Source organism: Vibrio scophthalmi, assembly GCF_040869025.1.
Lineage (GTDB): Bacteria > Pseudomonadota > Gammaproteobacteria > Enterobacterales > Vibrionaceae > Vibrio > Vibrio scophthalmi.
The window spans coordinates 2,219,418-2,237,520 of record NZ_CP134271.1 but is presented as its reverse complement, the minus strand read 5'-3'; the positions used below and the strand labels follow the sequence as shown (position 1 = coordinate 2,237,520).

Annotated in this window: 17 protein-coding genes; 16 read left to right on the top strand and 1 reads right to left on the bottom strand. The window is 46.2% G+C overall.

The window, feature by feature from the left end:
* Positions 1 to 42 precede the first annotated feature (42 nt).
* The 5 genes from miaB (at position 43) to lnt (ending at position 5,690) form a co-directional block, all read left to right on the top strand.
* Positions 43 to 1,467 carry a tRNA (N6-isopentenyl adenosine(37)-C2)-methylthiotransferase MiaB gene (miaB, locus tag RJD38_RS10245; protein WP_005593575.1) on the top strand — a complete coding sequence of 475 codons (1,425 nt, stop codon included), beginning with the start codon at positions 43 to 45 and terminating at the stop codon, positions 1,465 to 1,467.
* Between the two features lie 114 nt (positions 1,468 to 1,581).
* On the top strand, positions 1,582 to 2,679 hold the full coding sequence (locus tag RJD38_RS10240) for a PhoH family protein (protein WP_065429933.1): 1,098 nt from the start codon (positions 1,582 to 1,584) through the stop codon (positions 2,677 to 2,679).
* Positions 2,679 to 3,143 carry an rRNA maturation RNase YbeY gene (ybeY, locus tag RJD38_RS10235; protein ID WP_005593578.1) on the top strand — a complete coding sequence of 155 codons (465 nt, stop codon included), beginning with the start codon at positions 2,679 to 2,681 and terminating at the stop codon, positions 3,141 to 3,143. Before RJD38_RS10240 ends, ybeY begins: the two co-directional genes overlap by 1 nt.
* Before the next feature lie 102 nt (positions 3,144 to 3,245).
* Positions 3,246 to 4,145 carry a CNNM family magnesium/cobalt transport protein CorC gene (gene corC, locus RJD38_RS10230; RefSeq protein WP_005593579.1) on the top strand — a complete coding sequence of 300 codons (900 nt, stop codon included), beginning with the start codon at positions 3,246 to 3,248 and terminating at the stop codon, positions 4,143 to 4,145.
* A 30-nt stretch (positions 4,146 to 4,175) separates the two neighbouring features.
* Positions 4,176 to 5,690, top strand: coding sequence for an apolipoprotein N-acyltransferase (gene lnt, locus RJD38_RS10225; RefSeq protein ID WP_065545619.1), 1,515 nt, complete (start codon positions 4,176 to 4,178; stop codon positions 5,688 to 5,690).
* Positions 5,691 to 5,729: 39 nt separating this feature from the next.
* On the opposite strand, the gene RJD38_RS10220 is transcribed toward lnt, so the two are convergent.
* Positions 5,730 to 6,200 carry a zinc ribbon-containing protein gene (locus RJD38_RS10220; RefSeq protein ID WP_065545620.1) on the bottom strand — a complete coding sequence of 157 codons (471 nt, stop codon included), beginning with the start codon at positions 6,198 to 6,200 and terminating at the stop codon, positions 5,730 to 5,732.
* Between the two features lie 247 nt (positions 6,201 to 6,447).
* Between RJD38_RS10220 and leuS the strand changes: the two genes are divergently transcribed.
* The 11 genes from leuS (at position 6,448) to lipB (ending at position 18,098) form a co-directional block, all read left to right on the top strand.
* Positions 6,448 to 9,024, top strand: coding sequence for a leucine--tRNA ligase (leuS, locus tag RJD38_RS10215; RefSeq protein ID WP_065545621.1), 2,577 nt, complete (start codon positions 6,448 to 6,450; stop codon positions 9,022 to 9,024).
* A 162-nt stretch (positions 9,025 to 9,186) separates the two neighbouring features.
* The gene (lptE, locus tag RJD38_RS10210; protein WP_040757831.1) at positions 9,187 to 9,849 is read left to right on the top strand and encodes an LPS assembly lipoprotein LptE; all 663 of its coding nucleotides are present in this window, start codon (positions 9,187 to 9,189) and stop codon (positions 9,847 to 9,849) included.
* Positions 9,850 to 9,857: 8 nt separating this feature from the next.
* Positions 9,858 to 10,871 carry a DNA polymerase III subunit delta gene (gene holA / locus RJD38_RS10205; protein WP_065429929.1) on the top strand — a complete coding sequence of 338 codons (1,014 nt, stop codon included), beginning with the start codon at positions 9,858 to 9,860 and terminating at the stop codon, positions 10,869 to 10,871.
* Between the two features lie 65 nt (positions 10,872 to 10,936).
* Positions 10,937 to 11,254 (top strand): ribosome silencing factor, encoded by a 318-nt coding sequence (rsfS, locus tag RJD38_RS10200; RefSeq protein ID WP_005593585.1) that lies wholly within the window; start codon positions 10,937 to 10,939, stop codon positions 11,252 to 11,254.
* 3 nt (positions 11,255 to 11,257) lie between these two features.
* Positions 11,258 to 11,728, top strand: coding sequence for a 23S rRNA (pseudouridine(1915)-N(3))-methyltransferase RlmH (gene rlmH, locus RJD38_RS10195; protein ID WP_005593586.1), 471 nt, complete (start codon positions 11,258 to 11,260; stop codon positions 11,726 to 11,728).
* 6 nt (positions 11,729 to 11,734) lie between these two features.
* Positions 11,735 to 13,618, top strand: a complete 1,884-nt coding sequence (gene mrdA, locus RJD38_RS10190) for a penicillin-binding protein 2 (protein WP_005593587.1) — start codon at positions 11,735 to 11,737, stop codon at positions 13,616 to 13,618.
* Positions 13,618 to 14,739, top strand: a complete 1,122-nt coding sequence (gene rodA / locus RJD38_RS10185; RefSeq protein WP_065545622.1) for a rod shape-determining protein RodA — start codon at positions 13,618 to 13,620, stop codon at positions 14,737 to 14,739. Before mrdA ends, rodA begins: the two co-directional genes overlap by 1 nt.
* Positions 14,739 to 15,575, top strand: coding sequence for a septal ring lytic transglycosylase RlpA family protein (locus RJD38_RS10180; protein WP_065545623.1), 837 nt, complete (start codon positions 14,739 to 14,741; stop codon positions 15,573 to 15,575). Before rodA ends, RJD38_RS10180 begins: the two co-directional genes overlap by 1 nt.
* A gap of 89 nt (positions 15,576 to 15,664) precedes the next feature.
* Positions 15,665 to 16,843, top strand: a complete 1,179-nt coding sequence (locus RJD38_RS10175; protein WP_005593592.1) for a serine hydrolase — start codon at positions 15,665 to 15,667, stop codon at positions 16,841 to 16,843.
* Between the two features lie 144 nt (positions 16,844 to 16,987).
* Positions 16,988 to 17,266 (top strand): DUF493 family protein YbeD, encoded by a 279-nt coding sequence (ybeD, locus tag RJD38_RS10170; RefSeq protein WP_005593593.1) that lies wholly within the window; start codon positions 16,988 to 16,990, stop codon positions 17,264 to 17,266.
* Between the two features lie 178 nt (positions 17,267 to 17,444).
* Entirely contained in the window at positions 17,445 to 18,098 is a 654-nt protein-coding gene (lipB, locus tag RJD38_RS10165; protein ID WP_065545624.1) for a lipoyl(octanoyl) transferase LipB, read from the top strand.
* Positions 18,099 to 18,103 lie beyond the last annotated feature (5 nt).

The following is an 18,103-nucleotide window of genomic DNA, read 5'->3' as shown; positions in this document are numbered from 1 at the left end:
CCAGTTCAACGATTTTTAAGATTTAACACGAGCGAAAGTGAGATGAGTAAGAAACTGCTAATTAAAACTTGGGGTTGCCAGATGAACGAATACGATTCATCAAAAATGGCCGACCTGCTTAACGCTGCAAATGGCTATGAGCTAACAGAAGACCCTGATGAAGCAGATGTACTTCTACTTAACACCTGTTCGATCCGTGAAAAAGCGCAGGAAAAAGTGTTCCACCAGCTTGGTCGTTGGAAAACACTAAAAGATAAAAAAGCTGGTGTTGTGATTGGTGTCGGTGGCTGTGTTGCCACTCAAGAAGGCGACCACATTCGCCAACGTGCACCCTTTGTTGACGTAATTTTTGGTCCACAAACTCTGCACCGCCTGCCACAAATGATCCAGCAGTCGCAAACTAACGAAGCGCCTGTCATGGACATTTCATTCCCTGAGATTGAAAAATTCGACAATCTACCTGAGCCTCGTGCAGAAGGGGCAACAGCATTCGTTTCAATCATGGAAGGCTGTTCTAAATACTGTACTTACTGCGTAGTGCCATACACTCGCGGCGAAGAAGTAAGCCGCCCAATGGATGACGTTCTATACGAAATTGCGCAGCTTGCAGAGCAAGGCGTACGTGAAGTCAACCTTCTAGGCCAAAACGTAAACGCATACCGTGGCCCAATGCATGACGGCGAAATTTGTTCGTTTGCTGAATTGCTGCGTCTTGTTGCCTCAATCGATGGTATCGACCGCGTGCGCTTTACCACCAGCCACCCGCTTGAGTTTACTGATGACATCATTGCAGTCTACGAAGATACACCAGAACTAGTCAGCTTCTTGCACCTACCAGTGCAAAGCGGTAGCGACCGCGTATTGACGATGATGAAACGTCCGCACACGGCTATCGAATACAAATCGATTATTCGTAAACTACGTAAAGCGCGCCCTGACATCCAAATCAGTTCAGACTTTATCGTTGGCTTCCCTGGCGAGTCAGACAAAGACTTCCAAGACACCATGAAGCTAATTAAAGAAGTTGATTTTGATATGAGTTTCAGCTTTATCTTCTCTCCTCGCCCAGGTACACCGGCTGCAGATTACCCATGTGATCTTGCGGAAGAAGTGAAAAAAGAGCGTCTATACGAACTTCAGCAAACCATCAACGCACAAGCGATGCGCTACTCTCGCCTAATGCTAGGTACTGAGCAACGCGTACTGGTTGAAGGCCCATCGAAGAAAAACTTGATGGAACTTCGTGCTCGTACTGAAAATAACCGAGTTGTGAACTTCGAAGGTAATGCGGAGCTGATCGGTCAATTCGTTGATGTTAAAATCGTTGATGTCATGACTAACTCACTACGTGGTGAGCTAGTTCGCACAGAAAAAGACATGGATCTTCGTAATCTAATTTCGCCAACTCAAATGATGGCAAATACACGTCGCGAAGACGAGCTAGGTGTCGCCACCTTTACGCCATAGGTTGCTACATACCGCTCGAATTCGATACTGATTGGGTTCGATAAACCGGTATCAAGACCTAAGAGAGCTGATCGCTATCAGCTCTCTACCTATTGGCCACAATGAGAGGTAACTTTGAGCAATAAAATTGTCACGCTAGAGATCGATCTAGAACCTGCCGATAATCACCGTTTAGCCAGCCTTTGCGGACCATTCGATGACAACATCAAGCACTTAGAACGCCGTTTAGGTGTAGAAATTAGCTACCGAGGCAACTTCTTCACCATCGTGGGTAAACCTCACACCTCTGCTGCTGCGCTTGAAATCATTAAAACGCTTTACGTTAATACCGCCCCTGTTCGTGGCAATATTCCTGATATTGAACCAGAAGAGATCCACCTTGCGATTAAAGAAACCGGCATTCTTGAGCAAGACACTGAGTCCAATATCGACTATGGCAAAGAAGTTTTCATCAAAACCAAAAAAGGTGTGATCAAACCGCGCACCGCCAATCAAGCTCAATACTTGGTTAACATGGTCACCCATGACATTACTTTTGGTATTGGTCCTGCGGGAACAGGAAAAACCTATCTTGCAGTTGCCGCAGCCGTTGATGCGCTAGAGCGCCAAGAAGTGCGCCGTATTCTACTGACTCGCCCGGCGGTTGAAGCTGGTGAAAAACTGGGTTTCTTACCAGGTGATTTGAGCCAAAAAGTCGATCCTTATCTGCGCCCACTTTACGATGCGTTATTTGAAATGCTTGGCTTTGAAAAAGTCGAAAAGCTGATCGAACGTAACGTTATCGAAGTCGCGCCACTCGCTTATATGCGCGGTCGCACCTTAAATGATGCGTTTATCATTCTCGATGAAAGCCAAAACACCACCGTTGAACAAATGAAAATGTTCTTAACGCGTATTGGTTTTAACTCACGCGCAGTGATTACTGGTGACGTCACCCAAATCGACTTACCACGTGGTGCTCGCTCTGGTTTGCGCCATGCCATTGAAGTATTAAACGAAGTAGAAGAAATCAGTTTCAACTTCTTCCAAGCTGATGACGTCGTGCGCCATCCCGTGGTCGCTCGCATCGTTAACGCGTATGAGAAGTGGGAAACCCAAGATCAAAAAGCACGTAAAGAGATTGAACAACGTCGTCGCGAAGAGCGTGAAGAGAAGTTGTTAGAAGCACAAAAAGCGGAGCTATTAGCCCCTGCTACGGAGAATAAACAGTAATGGCGATCGAACTGGATCTGCAACTGGCGGTCGAAGATGAACAGGGCTTACCTTGTTTTGATGACATTCATCTTTGGTTAAGCAAAGCCATTTCATTATTTCAGCCTGATGCTGAAGTCACCGTACGCATTGTTGATGAGCAAGAGAGTCATCAGCTGAACTTAGAGTATCGTGGCAAAGATAAACCAACCAACGTACTCTCGTTCCCATTTGAAGTGCCAGAGGGCATGGAAATGAACTTGCTGGGTGATCTAATCATCTGTCGACAAGTTGTTGAACAAGAAGCAGTTGAACAAGATAAGCCTGCTTTGGCACATTGGGCTCATATGGTTGTACATGGCAGCTTGCATCTGCTAGGTTATGATCATATCGAAGACGATGAAGCTGAAGAGATGGAATCGCTCGAAACTGAGATTATGCAAACGATGGGTTACCAAGACCCGTACATTGCAGAAAAAGAGTAATTTAATTGCTCTAATGATGAAGGTTAAACGCGCTTAATCGCCCAGTTTGACTTTCCTACGTGTGCTATCACACATCTGATAGCGTTATGTAATTGAGACACAATGAACGAAGATAATTCGCCCTCATCTCTAGAAGGTAAGAAAGAAAAATCAGAAGGTCCGAGTAGAAAGTCCTTCTTTGTACGCCTAGGTCAACTATTCCAAGGTGATCTTAAAGATCGCCAAGAGCTTGTGGATGTTATCCGCGACTCAGAAGAAAATGACCTTATTGACCACGATACCCGCGACATGCTCGAAGGTGTTATGGAAATAGCCGAAATGCGAGTGCGTGATATTATGATCCCACGCTCGCAAATGGTCACAGTGGAGCGCACTGACGATCTTGACGCACTGGTTGCGTTGATCACCGATGCTCAACACTCTCGCTACCCTGTTATTAGCGAAGACAAAGACCATGTGGAAGGCATCCTACTCGCGAAGGACTTACTCAAATACCTAGGTTCTGACAGTGCAGAGTTCAACATTGAACAAGTGATTCGCCCTGCAGTTGTTGTTCCTGAAAGCAAACGTGTAGACCGACTGCTCAAAGAATTCCGCGAAGAGCGCTATCATATGGCGATCGTAGTCGATGAATTTGGTGGCGTATCCGGCCTAGTGACTATCGAAGACATCCTAGAAGAAATCGTTGGCGACATCGAAGACGAGTTCGACGATGAGGAAGAATTGGATATTCGTCAGCTAAGCAAACACACGTATGCTGTCAAAGCCCTCACCACTATTGAAGAGTTCAATGAAACCTTCGGCACTTCGTTCAGTGATGAAGAAGTCGATACCGTAGGTGGTTTGGTAATGACGACATTCGGTCATTTACCATCGCGAGGTGAAGTTGTAGAGATTGATCATTACAGCTTTAAAGTCACCGCAGCCGATAACCGTCGTGTTATTCAACTGCAAGTGACTGTGCCAGACGACGAGCCATCACCGCAACCTATTGAAGAGTAATCGACACTTCTTCTAAATAAGATAATAACGATGATTAGTAAGCTAGTTCATCGCCTCAAGCGGCCCGTAGGGGCCGCTTTTGTTGGCGCCTTAACAACATTTGCATTCACCCCCTACCAACTGTGGCCTTTAGCGATTCTGAGTGTCGTGGCACTGCTGTGGCTTCTCGATGGCCAAAGTACCAAAAAAGCCATCGTCATTGGTTTTGCTTGGGGTGTCGGCCAGTTTGCTACCGGCATCAGCTGGGTTCACGTCAGCATCGACAATTTTGGTGGCATGCCAAAAATTGCCAGTCTGTTTTTGATGTTCTTATTAGTCAGCTATCTGGCGATTTACCCTGCGCTCTTTGCGGGCCTGCTTAATCGTTTTGCCGCAAAAAGTGACCGTCTGCGCTTTTTACTTCTTGCTCCAGCACTGTGGCTCATTTGTGACTGGTTACGCGGTTGGGTAATGACTGGCTTTCCATGGTTGTGGCTTGGCTACAGCCAAATAGATTCCCCTCTCGCCAGCTTTGCTCCACTTGGTGGGGTTGAACTGATCACCTTGCTTATCGTCATCAGTGGCAGCGCTATCGCTTATACGCTGATCCATAAACAGTGGTCGATGCTGGTGATACCCGCGATCATCGTGGCGACCGGTTTTGGGTTACGTAATATTAACTGGGTTACACCCAACCCAGAGAGCACAACTAAATTTGCCCTTATTCAAGGTAACATCGAGCAAGCGCTAAAATGGCAACCAAGCCAACGCTGGCCGACCATCATGAAATATGTCGACCTAACCCGACAGAATTGGGATGCCGATATTATCATTTGGCCAGAAGCGGCTATTCCAGCATTCGAATTTGAGATCAGCTCGTTCTTATCCAATTTGGATAGCACCGCCAAAGCGAATCATAGTGCAGTAATCACCGGAGTGGTCAACCAAGACAGCAATCGTCAGTTCTACAACAGTATTCTGTCACTCGGTGAAACCAATTATGGTGACTACAGCTACGACCTAGAAAAGCGTTACCATAAACATCACCTACTGCCATTTGGTGAGTTTGTGCCATTTGAAGCTCTGCTTCGTCCGCTTGCGCCATTCTTTAATTTGCCGATGTCATCGTTTAGCCGCGGTGATTACGTGCAAAATAATATTGATGCCAACGGCAAGCAGTTAGCACCAGCGCTTTGCTACGAGATTATTTTTGGTGAGCAAGTGCGTGCCAATATTACTGATGACACCGACTTTATTCTGACCCTATCCAATGATGCATGGTTTGGTCGTTCCATTGGCCCACTGCAACATATGGAAATTGCCCGTATGCGTGCGCTTGAGTTTGGTAAGCCTGTGATTCGCTCAACCAATAATGGCGTCACAGCCGTCACCGACTACAAAGGGCAAATTACTGCGCAAATTCCACAATTCGAAACTGGCGTATTGCGCGCTAGCGTTGTCTCAACCAGCGGACAAACGCCATACCATGCGGTAGGCTCGTGGCCATTGTATTTATGGGTACTACTGTGTCTCGCGGTTGGTCTCTATCGCCGTCGTAAACACTAAAAAAACAGGGCTCATCAGAGCCCTGTTTTTTATATGAATTTATGGTTTTAGCGGCCGACGGGTGAAGGCTTTATGACCACATTGAATACAGGCAATGATCTCGGTGGGGTGATTATATTGAGTTTGGTGACCACACTTATCGCACACCAACGTCCCTAAACCAATGACGTCACCAGCTTGATATAGGCCTTGATGTTCTAAGTCAGCAAACAACTCGACCCACTCAACTTTGGTTCGGTCGGTAATTTCTAATAGCCCTTGCCAGATTGAATTGGTCACCATTTGGTAAAATGGACCACTTTTCGAGTGCTCATAGTTATCAGCAAACTCTTTTAAATCTGATTTCATATAAGCCGATATCAATGCCAACTCATCTTTGGTCATATCATTGGCCGCCTCGACATATTTACCTGATGTCTCGAGCACATGGTTGACTTCTTCCGGACTATGTTTGAGTGCTTCCACCACATCATCAAACATATCTTCATAACCGGATTTACGTTTAGGCATAGCTACTCCCCCTCAATATCATGTCGCGTTAACAAGGTTAGATTTTGTTTTTTGGCGACAAATGAGCAAATCCCTTACCACAAGTATAGTTTGCGACTTGGGAAGCGAAATCAGCCAACAATGCAGCAACTTCTGTGTAGAAGAGCCTTGGCTATTGTTGAACTCTACTCCTTTATGTATTCTATGACGATCTATTATTGTCTGTTCTAACTGAACTCACACTTTCCAAGATAACCGGATATCATCGATGCAAGAGCAATACAACCCGCAAGACATTGAACAGAAAGTTCAACAGCACTGGGATAACAACAAGACCTTTGTTGTAAGTGAAGACCCAAACAAAGAAAAATTCTACTGTTTGTCTATGTTCCCGTACCCAAGTGGTCGACTGCACATGGGTCACGTGCGTAACTATACGATCGGTGATGTGGTATCTCGTTTCCAACGTCTACAAGGCAAAAACGTCATGCAACCAATCGGTTGGGATGCGTTTGGTCTACCTGCAGAAAACGCAGCAGTAAAAAATAATACTGCACCTGCACCATGGACATACGAAAACATCGAATACATGAAAAACCAGCTTAAACTGCTTGGTTTTGGTTACGATTGGAATCGTGAATTCGCAACTTGTACGCCTGAGTACTACCGTTGGGAACAAGAATTCTTTACTAAGCTGTACGAAAAAGGCTTGGTTTACAAAAAAACCTCTTCAGTAAACTGGTGTCCAAACGACCAAACAGTGCTTGCGAACGAGCAGGTTGAGGACGGTTGCTGCTGGCGTTGTGATACGCCAGTTGAACAAAAGAAAATTCCACAGTGGTTCATTAAAATCACTGAATACGCACAAGAGCTGCTTGACGATCTAGACAACCTAGATGGCTGGCCTGACATGGTGAAAACCATGCAACGTAACTGGATTGGTCGCTCTGAAGGTGTTGAGCTTGCATTTGAAGTGCAAGGTGAAGCATCACCACTAGAAGTGTACACCACACGTCCTGACACGCTTATGGGCGTGACTTACGTCGGTATTGCGGCTGGTCACCCTCTTGCAGAGAAAGCGGCTGAGAACAACGCTGAGCTTGCAGCATTCGTTGACGAATGTAAGAACACCAAAGTAGCTGAAGCGGAACTGGCGACAATGGAGAAGAAAGGTATGGCGACTGGCCTTACTGCTATTCACCCATTGAACGGTCGTGAAGTGCCAATTTACGTAGCAAACTTCGTTCTTATGGATTACGGCACCGGCGCGGTAATGGCGGTTCCTGCTCACGATCAACGTGACTACGAATTTGCAACTAAATACGGCCTAGACATCATTCCAGTGATCAAGCCAGTTGATGGCACTGACGTGGATGTCTCTGAAGCCGCTTACACCGAAAAAGGTGTTTTGTTTGATTCAGGCGAATTCGACGGCCTAGAATTCCAAGCGGCATTCGATGCGATCGCTGCGAAACTAGAAGCAGAAGGTAAAGGCACTAAAACGGTTAACTTCCGTCTACGTGACTGGGGTGTATCTCGTCAACGTTACTGGGGTGCTCCAATCCCAATGGTAACCACTGAAGATGGTGAAGTTCACCCGGTTCCTGCTGACCAACTACCTGTTATCCTACCTGAAGATGTGGTGATGGATGGCGTAACTAGCCCGATCAAAGCAGACAAAGAGTGGGCGAAGACGACATTTAATGGCGAGCCAGCACTGCGTGAAACCGATACCTTCGATACCTTTATGGAATCATCTTGGTACTACGCGCGTTACTGTTCTCCACAAGCAGACGATATCCTAGATCCTGAAAAAGCAAACTACTGGCTACCAGTAGACCAGTACATTGGTGGTATCGAGCACGCTTGTATGCACCTATTGTACTCACGCTTCTTCCATAAATTGCTACGTGACGCAGGCTACGTAACGTCTGACGAACCGTTTAAGCAGCTACTATGTCAAGGCATGGTTCTGGCTGATGCTTTCTTCTACACCACCGAAAAAGGCGGTAAAGAGTGGATCGCACCAACAGATGTCACCATTGAACGTGATGGTAAAGGCCGTATCGAAAAAGCGGTTGATAACCAAGGTCGCAACGTTGAACACTCAGGCATGATCAAAATGTCTAAGTCAAAAAACAACGGTATTGACCCACAAGAAATGGTTGATAAATACGGTGCTGATACTGTACGCCTATTCATGATGTTTGCATCACCTGCAGATATGACACTTGAATGGCAAGAGTCTGGCGTTGAAGGCGCAAACCGTTTCCTAAAACGTGTTTGGAAGCTTGTGGCTAGCCACACAGCAAAAGGTGCCGCTGAAGCCGTTGACGTTGCAGCTCTATCTGGTGATCAGAAAGCACTACGTCGTGACGTGCACAAAACCATCGCGAAAGTATCGGATGATATCGGTCGTCGTCAAACATTCAACACTGCGATCGCAGCGATCATGGAATTGATGAACAAACTGGCGAAAGCACCACAAGAGTCAGTGCAAGATCGTGCGATTCTTGATGAAGCGCTGAAAGCAGTGGTTCGTATGCTTTACCCGATGACACCGCACATCTCTTACGAAATGTGGATTGCATTAGGCGAGTCTGACGTTGATTCAGCAACCTGGCCAACATTCGATGAGAAAGCGCTGGTTGAAGATGAAAAAACCATCGTGGTCATGATCAACGGCAAACTACGTGCAAAATTCAACGTTGCAGCAGATGCAACGGAAGAACAAGTACGTGAGCTTGGCTTAAATGACGAAAACGCAGTGAAGTTCCTTGATGGTTTAACCATTCGTAAAGTGATTTACGTTCCGGGTAAACTACTGAACATCGTTGCGAACTAATCCTCGTTACGAACACCAGCAAAAAATGGCGAACTTAGTCGCCATTTAAAGGTCTTTTAAACAGGGTAGTGCCACTACCCTGTTTATTTATCTCAAGCTACTTCCTGCCGTTTGCAGTGAGTGACTTTAGATAAATAACCAATAACAGAGAGCCGTACGTCAATGCGTCTATTTTCCCTATCCTCTATTAAGTTGACTAGTGTTGTACTAGCAGCCAGCCTTTTGACTGCTTGTGGTTTCCATCTCAGAGGCGATTATTCTATTCCTGAAGAGCTCGACACCATGTCGCTCACCAGTTATGACCAGTACAGTACTTTTACTCGTATGATGCGATCTCAACTACGCATGAGTGAAGTCACCCTAGTACCACCAGCGGCTAATATCCCTAATCTACACCTATTAGGGGAAAGTGTCGGTGAGCGTACGCTGTCGCTGTACCAAAACACCCGCGCGGCAGAAAAAGAACTGACATTCAATGCTTCCTACCGAGTGACCATTCCTGAAATCGGCTCGCGCCAATTTTCAACCAGCGTGACACGTAGTTACCTAGACAACCCTCTCACGGCACTAGCGAAATCGGTTGAGCGCGACATGATTGAAGATGAAATGCGTAAGCTTGCCGCGAGCCAAATCATTCGTCAAATGGCACGTCTAAAAGCCGATATCGAAGCGGGTACTATGATGACCGGCCAAGAAGTTGATGAGCAAAAAGCACAGCAACGCGCAGAGGAACAAGAGCTTTACCGCATTGACACCATTGAAAATGAAACGAACTCAATCGATCTTCAGGAACCTGAAATTCAGCAACCTGATCTTGAGCAATAGAGATTTCAATGCGTATTTTTGCTGACCGTTTAGCTGATCAACTCAGTAAACAGCTCCAACCGATTTATCTATTGTTCGGCAACGAGCCTCTGCTGCTGCAAGAGTCTCGCCAAGCGATTCAAAAAGCAGCGACACAGCAAGGCTTTGAAGAGCGGCATCGATTCACCATTGATGCCAGCTTTGATTGGTATCAAGTCTATGACTGCTGCCAAGCGATGAGCCTCTTCTCCGCCCGTCAACTGATAGAACTGGAACTGCCTGAGTCCGGCGTCAATGTCGCGATCGCCAAAGAGCTGCTTAATGTCGCTGAGATGCTGCACGCCGATGTCATTTTGGTCGTGGTCGGCTCTAAACTCACCAAAGCTCAAGAGAGCGCGAAGTGGTTCAAAACCCTAAGCGCTCAAGCTTGCTGGGTAAATTGCCTCAGCCCTGATCTACAACGCTTACCTCAATTTGTACAAACCCGCTGTCGTGCACTGGGTTTACAGCCAGATGCAGAAGCAGTACAGATGTTGGCGCAGTGGCACGAAGGCAACTTATTCGCACTCAGCCAAAGCTTAGAGAAGCTGCTTTTACTCTATCCTGATGGTCAACTGACCATGGTACGAGTCGAAGAGTCGCTTAGTCGTCACAATCACTTTACCGCTTTCCATTGGACCGATGCTCTACTGGCAGGTAAAGGCAATCGTGCACAACGAATTTTGCGCCAACTCGAAGCTGAAGGGACAGAAGTGGTCATTCTAGTCCGAACCATTCAACGTGAGTTAACACAATTACTGCAGATGCAGTTGCAAGCTCAAACCAGCAGCATCAATCAAGTTTTTGATAGTTACCGGATTTGGCAAACGAAACGCCCACTATACAGCGCCGCATTACAACGACTCAGCACTGCAAAACTACAGCAATTGATGCAACTTTTAGCGCGTATTGAAATACAAAGTAAGACTCAATATGAAGTCTCGAGTTGGCCAACATTGCACCAACTAAGTACCGAGATCTGCTTACCACAAGTGAAGCTATAAAAAGCGTGCTATAATCCGCCGCCTATTTTTGGCCAAACCATACTCATTTCATTGAGGAATTTATTTTGCAAAACGAACAACTGAACGCGTTTATTGCCGACAAAGCAGACGATATGAAAGCCGAAGGCATTTTAACTATTGATGTACAGGGCAAATCAAGCATTACCGATTTTATGATCATTTGCACCGGCACCTCTAAGCGTCATGTTGCCTCAATTGCAGAGCATGTTGCTCGTGAGTCAAAACTGGCTGGTATGGAACCGCTGGCGATCGACGGTGAAGATGAAGGCGAATGGGTTATCGTCGACATGGGCGATACGATTTTACACGTTATGCAACAAGAACAACGCGATATCTACCAACTTGAAAAACTGTGGGGCTAAGTGATGAAAATTCAATTAGTCGCGGTTGGCACCAAAATGCCTAAGTGGGTTGAAGAGGGCTTTCAAGAGTATCGCCGTCGCTTCCCACACGATATGCCACTAGAGTTAATTGAAATTACCGCAGGTAAGCGCGGTAAAAATGCCGATATCGCCCGAATTTTGCAAAAAGAAGGCGAAGCCATGCTGGCCGCAGTGCCAAAAGGCAACCGCATTGTCACGTTAGATATCCCAGGTAAAAAATGGGACACGCCTCAGCTTGCAGAGCAACTGGAAGCTTGGAAACTGGATGCACGCGATGTCTCCATCCTGATCGGTGGACCAGAAGGGCTTGCTCCCGCTTGTAAAGCTGCGGCAGAACAAAGCTGGTCGTTGTCTGCTTTAACATTACCGCACCCACTCGTTCGCATCGTCATGGCAGAAAGCCTTTACCGCGCGTGGAGCATTACCACTAACCACCCATATCACCGAGAATAAGCGTCGATGTTGAGGAAGCGTACCCGTATTCGGGATTACCAAGAAGAGGCACGGCTGTTTGGCAGCCGCGCTATTGTGGCTTTTATTGGTATTTTCGCCATGATGGGCGTCTTGGTTGCCAACCTGTACAACATTCAGGTTAATCAATATCAAGATTACAAAACGCGCTCAAACGACAACCGAATTAAGATCGTACCGATCGCGCCAAATCGCGGTCTTATTTACGATCGTAATGGTGTCTTATTGGCAGAAAACCGCCCTGTCTTTAGCCTGGAAATTACGCCAGAAAAAATCAAAGACATGGACGACACCATTGCACGTCTGCAACAAATCTTGGCCATTACGCCAGAACAAGTTGAGCGTTTTGAAAAAGAGCGCCGCCGTACGCGTCGCTTTAAATCAGTACCGATCCTCAATCAACTTAACGAAGAGCAGGTGGCCAAATTTTCGGTCAACCAACATAACTTCCCCGGTGTTACCGTTAACGCTAACCTTAAGCGTTATTACCCTTATGGTGAAGTACTCACTCACGTCATTGGCTATGTATCCCGTATCAACGATCGCGATATGCAGCGCTTAGTCCGTGAGGAAAAAGACGCTAACTACCAAGCAACTCGAGATATCGGTAAGCTTGGCATCGAGCGTTACTACGAAGATATGTTGCACGGTACCGCCGGTTATCAAGAAGTCGAAGTTAACAGCCGCGGCCGTATCATTCGTGTGCTGAAATATGTACCTCCTGTACCAGGAAAAGACATCGTGCTTAACTTGGACATCGACTTACAATCCTACATTCATGATTTACTGGCCGGTCGCCGCGGCAGTGCGGTCGTCCTCGATCCACACGATAATGGCGTACTGGCGATGGTCTCAAGCCCAAGCTATGATCCAAACTCGTTTGTACATGGTATTTCGGGTAAAGATTACCGTGCATTGTTGGATAACAAAGACCGTCCACTCGTTAACCGAGCGACATTGGGAATTTACCCTCCGGCTTCGACGATCAAACCAATGATGGCCGTCGCAGCGTTAGAGGAAGGTGTGATTACCCCTTACACCGTACGTAACGATCCGGGCTACTGGAAGATTCCAAATTCAAAAACTAAACCCTTCCGTGACTGGTTACGCTGGGGGCATGGCAAGGTCGATGTCGTGAAGTCGATAGAAGAATCAGTGGATACCTTCTACTACCAAGTTGCTTACGATATGGGGATTGACCGTATCTCACAGTGGATGATGATGTTCGGCTTTGGCGACTATACCGGTATAGATATTCACGAAGAGAGCAAAGCCAATATGCCGACTCGCGAATGGAAACTAGCGCGCCACCGTACCCCATGGTATCAAGGGGACACCATCCCCGTCGGCATCGGCCAAGGTTACTGGACTGCAACCCCAATGCAATTGGCGAAAGCGACCTCCGTTCTCGTTAACCGCGGGAAAGTGTTTGCACCACATCTACTGCGCGCTACGATTGAAAACGGGCAACCGTTCAATAATAACACCATGGCCGAAGTACTCACTTACCCGCCAATCAACGGCGTAAAAGAGAGCTACTGGGATATAGCTATTGAAGGCATGCGCCTCGTAAACAATGGCAAAAAAGGCACCGCGCGCCGTGCATTTGCAGGTACGAAATATGTCAGTGCGGGTAAATCAGGCACTGCGCAAGTCTTTGGCCTTGGCGAAGATGAAGAATATAACGCCGATGAACTTGCCGAGCACTTGCGTGACCACGCCCTATTTACCGGTTTTGCTCCGGTTGAAGATCCGAAAGTCGTCGTCTCAATCGTGCTTGAAAACGCAGGCGGAGGCTCGACCAACGGTGCGCCAGTAGCACGAAAAATATTTGATCATGAACTACTGAAAAAGGATGAGGTGGAGAAGTAATGGATTTTGACCCCGCGACAGGCCAAAACCGGTCGCTGTTTGAGCGCTTTCATATAGATTTACCCCTGTTATTGGGCATTTTACTTCTGATGGGCTTTGGCTTAGTCGTAATGTACAGTGCCAGCGGACAAAGCTTTGCGATGATGGATCGCCAAGCGATGCGAATGGGGTTAGCGCTTGGGGTTATGTTCTTTCTCGCTCAATTACCACCACGAACCTACGAAACGCTAGCGCCGTTGATGTTTTTTTGCGGCGTCGCGTTACTGCTCGGAGTGCTTTTTTTTGGTGAGTCATCAAAAGGTGCACAGCGCTGGCTAAATTTAGGCTTTGTTCGCTTTCAACCTTCCGAACTACTTAAACTGGCCGTGCCATTGATGGTGGCTCGCTTCATCGGTCGACGCACGCTACCACCCACGTTCCAAACGCTGGTGATGTCGTTAGTGATGGTATGTGTTCCTACAATACTCATCGCGAAACAACCCGATCTTGGCACCTCAATCCTGATTGCCGCTTCTGGGGTTTTTGTGATTTTTCTTGCAGGGATCAGTTGGAAAATCATTTTTAGCGCCGTGTGCGCCGTCAGTGCTTTCTTGCCTATACTGTGGTTTTTCTTGATGCGCGAGTATCAGAAGGTGCGAGTAAGGACACTGTTCAACCCTGAATCTGACCCTTTAGGCGCTGGCTACCATATTATCCAAAGTAAGATTGCAATTGGCTCTGGTGGTGTAATGGGTAAAGGTTGGTTACAAGGAACTCAGTCACAGCTTGAGTTTTTACCCGAGCGACATACCGACTTCATCTTTGCCGTTATTGCCGAAGAATGGGGGCTCGTCGGTATTCTTACCCTGTTGTTGTTATATCTGTTTATTATTGGGCGAGGTCTCTATCTCGCCAGCAAGGCTCAAACCGCTTTTGGTCGCATGATGGCCGGCAGTATTGTGTTAAGTTTTTTTGTTTACGTGTTTGTAAACATTGGTATGGTAAGTGGCATTTTGCCGGTAGTCGGTGTGCCCTTGCCTTTAATTAGCTATGGCGGTACCTCAATGGTGACGCTAATGGCCGGTTTTGGTATTTTGATGTCTATTCATACTCATAGAAAAGCGTTTTCGAAGGCAACCTAATGAAGTCACTCTATAAATTCGCAGCATTCGCACTTGTTAGTAGTGTTATGGTTGGTTGTTCCTCATCGCCTTCTGAACCGGAGCCTACTGCGACAACGCCACCGCTGTCTGAATCCGATCGCTATCAAGCAGAGCGTTACGATCTTGAACAGGACATCGCACCTGCTCAGCCAATGTCGGTAGAACATATTGAAGAAGTGGTTCCTCAATACGAGCCATACAGCTTAGGGGGTACGAAAGATTACACCGTTCGCGGCCAGCGCTATCACATCATTAAAGATCCCAAAGGCTTTAAAGAGAAAGGCCAGGCATCATGGTATGGCAAAAAATTCCATGGCCATTCAACCTCAATTGGTGAAGTTTATGACATGTACTCTATGAGCGCTGCTCATAAAGAGTTGCCATTGCCGAGCTATGTCAAAGTCACCAACACTGACAATGGCAAAAGCACTATCGTGCGTGTTAACGATCGTGGGCCATTTCATCCGGGTCGCATTATTGACTTGAGCTTTGCTGCCGCGACCAAACTCGATGTTATTCGTACTGGTACCGCCAACGTTGAAATTGAAGTGATTACGGTTGAAAAACCGCAATCAGAGCAACAGAAGTCGTTGCCGAAGTATCAGATTCAGGTCGCATCATCATCACATAAAGATCGTGTTGAAACTTTAGCGAAAGATCTAAGTCAAAAACTATCTGTGGGCAGCTTGGTAAACTCAGATAAAGAGATTCACCGTGTGATACTTGGCCCATTTGATGACTATAACCTGACGCAAAAAACGTTAGAGCAAGTTAAACTGCTGGGTTATTCCAGTGCCTTCGTTAAAAAATACTAGTTTCCTTCTCGTTCAGATCACTTCCTTGACTGGTCTGAACGAGGGTTTCTGTTAAGATATGGACAGTTCGAGATAAATCTGTAGTCAATATGAAAAAAACAACGTTAATTAAAACCGTTTTTGCGTCTTCTATTGCGCTTACGGCAAGCTTCGCCTCTTCTGTAATGGCCTCTCCTATTGTAGTGCCTGATGCACCTCAAATTGCAGCGAAAGGCTATGTGCTGATGGATTACCATTCAGGCAAAGTGCTGGCACAAAAAGAAATGAACACCAAGCTGTCACCAGCAAGCTTGACCAAGATGATGACCAGTTACGTTATCGGCCAAGAGCTCGCACGTGGCAATATTTCTGAAGATGACGATGTCACCATCAGTAAAAATGCTTGGGCAAAAAACTTCCCAGACTCTTCGAAAATGTTTATCGAAGTCGGTACCACGGTAAAAGTAAAAGACCTTAACCAAGGTATCATTGTTCAATCAGGCAACGATGCTTGTGTTGCGATGGCTGAGCACATTGCCGGTTCAGAAGATGCATTTGTTGATTTGATGAATGCCTGGGCAAGCACTCTAGGTATGAGCGATACGCACTTCGCTAACGTTCACGGCCTAGACAATGATGCGCTTTACTCAACGCCTTACGATATGGCGCTGTTAGGCTCAGCACTGATCCGTGATGTGCCTGAAGAGTACCGAATTTATTCACAGCAAAAATATACATACAACGGCATCACTCAGTACAACCGTAACGGTTTGCTGTGGGATAAAAGCATGAATGTGGATGGTATTAAGACCGGTCACACAAGCAACGCAGGTTACAGCCTAGTAAGCTCAGCAACGGAAGGTAAAATGCGCCTTGTTGCGGTTGTAATGGGCACCAAAAACGCTAATGCACGTAAATCAGAAAGCAAAAAACTATTGAGCTACGGTTTCCGCTTCTTTGAAACGGTTGCACCGCATAAAGCAGGTGAAACGTTTGTAGAAGAAAAAGTGTGGATGGGTGATAAAGACATGGTCGCTCTTGGCCTTGATCAAGATACCTATGTCACTCTTCCTCGTGGTCAAGCGAAAAATCTAAAAGCAAGCTTCGTACTTGAAAAAGAGCTAGAAGCCCCAATTAGTAAAGGTGATGTCGTTGGTACGCTATACTACCAACTAGATGGTGAAGATATCGCGCAATACCCTCTACTTGCACTTGAAGATGTGCATGAGGGTAGCCTATTCAGTCGCCTTTGGGATTACATCGTAATGCTGGTTAAAAGCTTATTCTAATCTCGGCCACTAATTAAATAGTTCAAGCCGCCTTTTGGCGGCTTTTGTTTTATTATCGCTGTATCGACAACCTTGAGATTCAAACCGATTGGCAGTAACATTCCGCGCTGCTTAGATCGACATTTCAACTTGGAGTTTCCAAAAATGCTGACTATTAACTCAGATGCAAAACTGAAAGACCTGCTTGAGTTTCCTTGTTCATTCACTTACAAGGTTATGGGCTACGCTAAGCCTGAATTACCAGAAAAAGTGCTCGAGGTTATTCAACGCCATGCTCCGGGTGACTACAGTCCTACCGTGAAACCAAGTTCAAAAGGTAACTATCACGCCGTGTCCGTTACTATCCAAGCGACTTCTATTGAACAAGTAGAGACGCTATACAAAGAACTTGGTGATATCGACATCGTTCGCATGGTTCTATAATTTTATTTTAAAAAATAAAATATTTTTGAAAGCAGCTTCGGCTGCTTTTTTGTTATATATCAGACGGATAAAAATCACCTTTAAATAGAAGGGTTAAAAAACTGTTATCAGCATATAGTCCCATGTCACGAAGCGGTTTATAATCCGGACACTTTATTGATTTATGATGGACTCAGGAATGCAAGAAACTCTGGTTGTGAAGCATCTTGGTAAACAAGATTACGAGCCGATTTGGCACGCAATGCATGCCTTTACCGATCAACGCAACGAGGAAACTCTCGATGAAGTTTGGTTTGTCGAGCACAATCCAGTTTTTACCCAAGGCCAAGCGGGCAAAACCGAGCATCTGCTCAATACAGGAGATATACCTGTGGTGCAAAGTGATCGCGGTGGCCAAGTAACTTACCATGGTCCCGGCCAAATGGTGGTCTACTTCCTGATAAACATACGTCGCAAGAAATTCGGCGTGCGAGATCTCGTTACTCACATTGAGAACCTCGTGATCAATACACTTAAAGCTTACAATATCGATTCAGCGGCTCGACCAGATGCACCTGGTGTGTATGTAGATAATAAAAAAATCTGCTCACTCGGCCTACGTATCCGCAAAGGATGCTCATTTCATGGTTTGGCACTTAACGTTAATATGGACATGTCGCCTTTTCTACGTATCAACCCATGTGGTTATGCGGGAATGGAAATGGTGCAAGTTAGCCAACTTGGTGGTCCTGATGATGTCAATGTCGTTGCCGAACAACTACTAAAAGAACTTGCGACTCTGTTAGATTATCAACAACTACAAGTCAGCACAGCAGTCCCAAACGAGAAGTAATAGAA

Bases quoted from the DNA above. Each gene is read 5' to 3' on its own strand.
- miaB (WP_005593575.1), top strand. From the start codon at position 43: ATGAGTAAGAAACTGCTAATTAAAACTTGGGGTTGCCAGATGAACGAA.
- ybeY (WP_005593578.1), top strand. From the start codon at position 2,679: ATGGCGATCGAACTGGATCTGCAACTGGCGGTCGAAGATGAACAGGGC.
- corC (WP_005593579.1), top strand. From the start codon at position 3,246: ATGAACGAAGATAATTCGCCCTCATCTCTAGAAGGTAAGAAAGAAAAA.
- lnt (WP_065545619.1), top strand. From the start codon at position 4,176: ATGATTAGTAAGCTAGTTCATCGCCTCAAGCGGCCCGTAGGGGCCGCT.
- RJD38_RS10220 (WP_065545620.1), bottom strand. From the start codon at position 6,200: ATGCCTAAACGTAAATCCGGTTATGAAGATATGTTTGATGATGTGGTG.
- leuS (WP_065545621.1), top strand. From the start codon at position 6,448: ATGCAAGAGCAATACAACCCGCAAGACATTGAACAGAAAGTTCAACAG.
- lptE (WP_040757831.1), top strand. From the start codon at position 9,187: ATGCGTCTATTTTCCCTATCCTCTATTAAGTTGACTAGTGTTGTACTA.
- holA (WP_065429929.1), top strand. From the start codon at position 9,858: ATGCGTATTTTTGCTGACCGTTTAGCTGATCAACTCAGTAAACAGCTC.
- rlmH (WP_005593586.1), top strand. From the start codon at position 11,258: ATGAAAATTCAATTAGTCGCGGTTGGCACCAAAATGCCTAAGTGGGTT.
- mrdA (WP_005593587.1), top strand. From the start codon at position 11,735: ATGTTGAGGAAGCGTACCCGTATTCGGGATTACCAAGAAGAGGCACGG.
- rodA (WP_065545622.1), top strand. From the start codon at position 13,618: ATGGATTTTGACCCCGCGACAGGCCAAAACCGGTCGCTGTTTGAGCGC.
- RJD38_RS10180 (WP_065545623.1), top strand. From the start codon at position 14,739: ATGAAGTCACTCTATAAATTCGCAGCATTCGCACTTGTTAGTAGTGTT.
- RJD38_RS10175 (WP_005593592.1), top strand. From the start codon at position 15,665: ATGAAAAAAACAACGTTAATTAAAACCGTTTTTGCGTCTTCTATTGCG.
- ybeD (WP_005593593.1), top strand. From the start codon at position 16,988: ATGCTGACTATTAACTCAGATGCAAAACTGAAAGACCTGCTTGAGTTT.
- lipB (WP_065545624.1), top strand. From the start codon at position 17,445: ATGCAAGAAACTCTGGTTGTGAAGCATCTTGGTAAACAAGATTACGAG.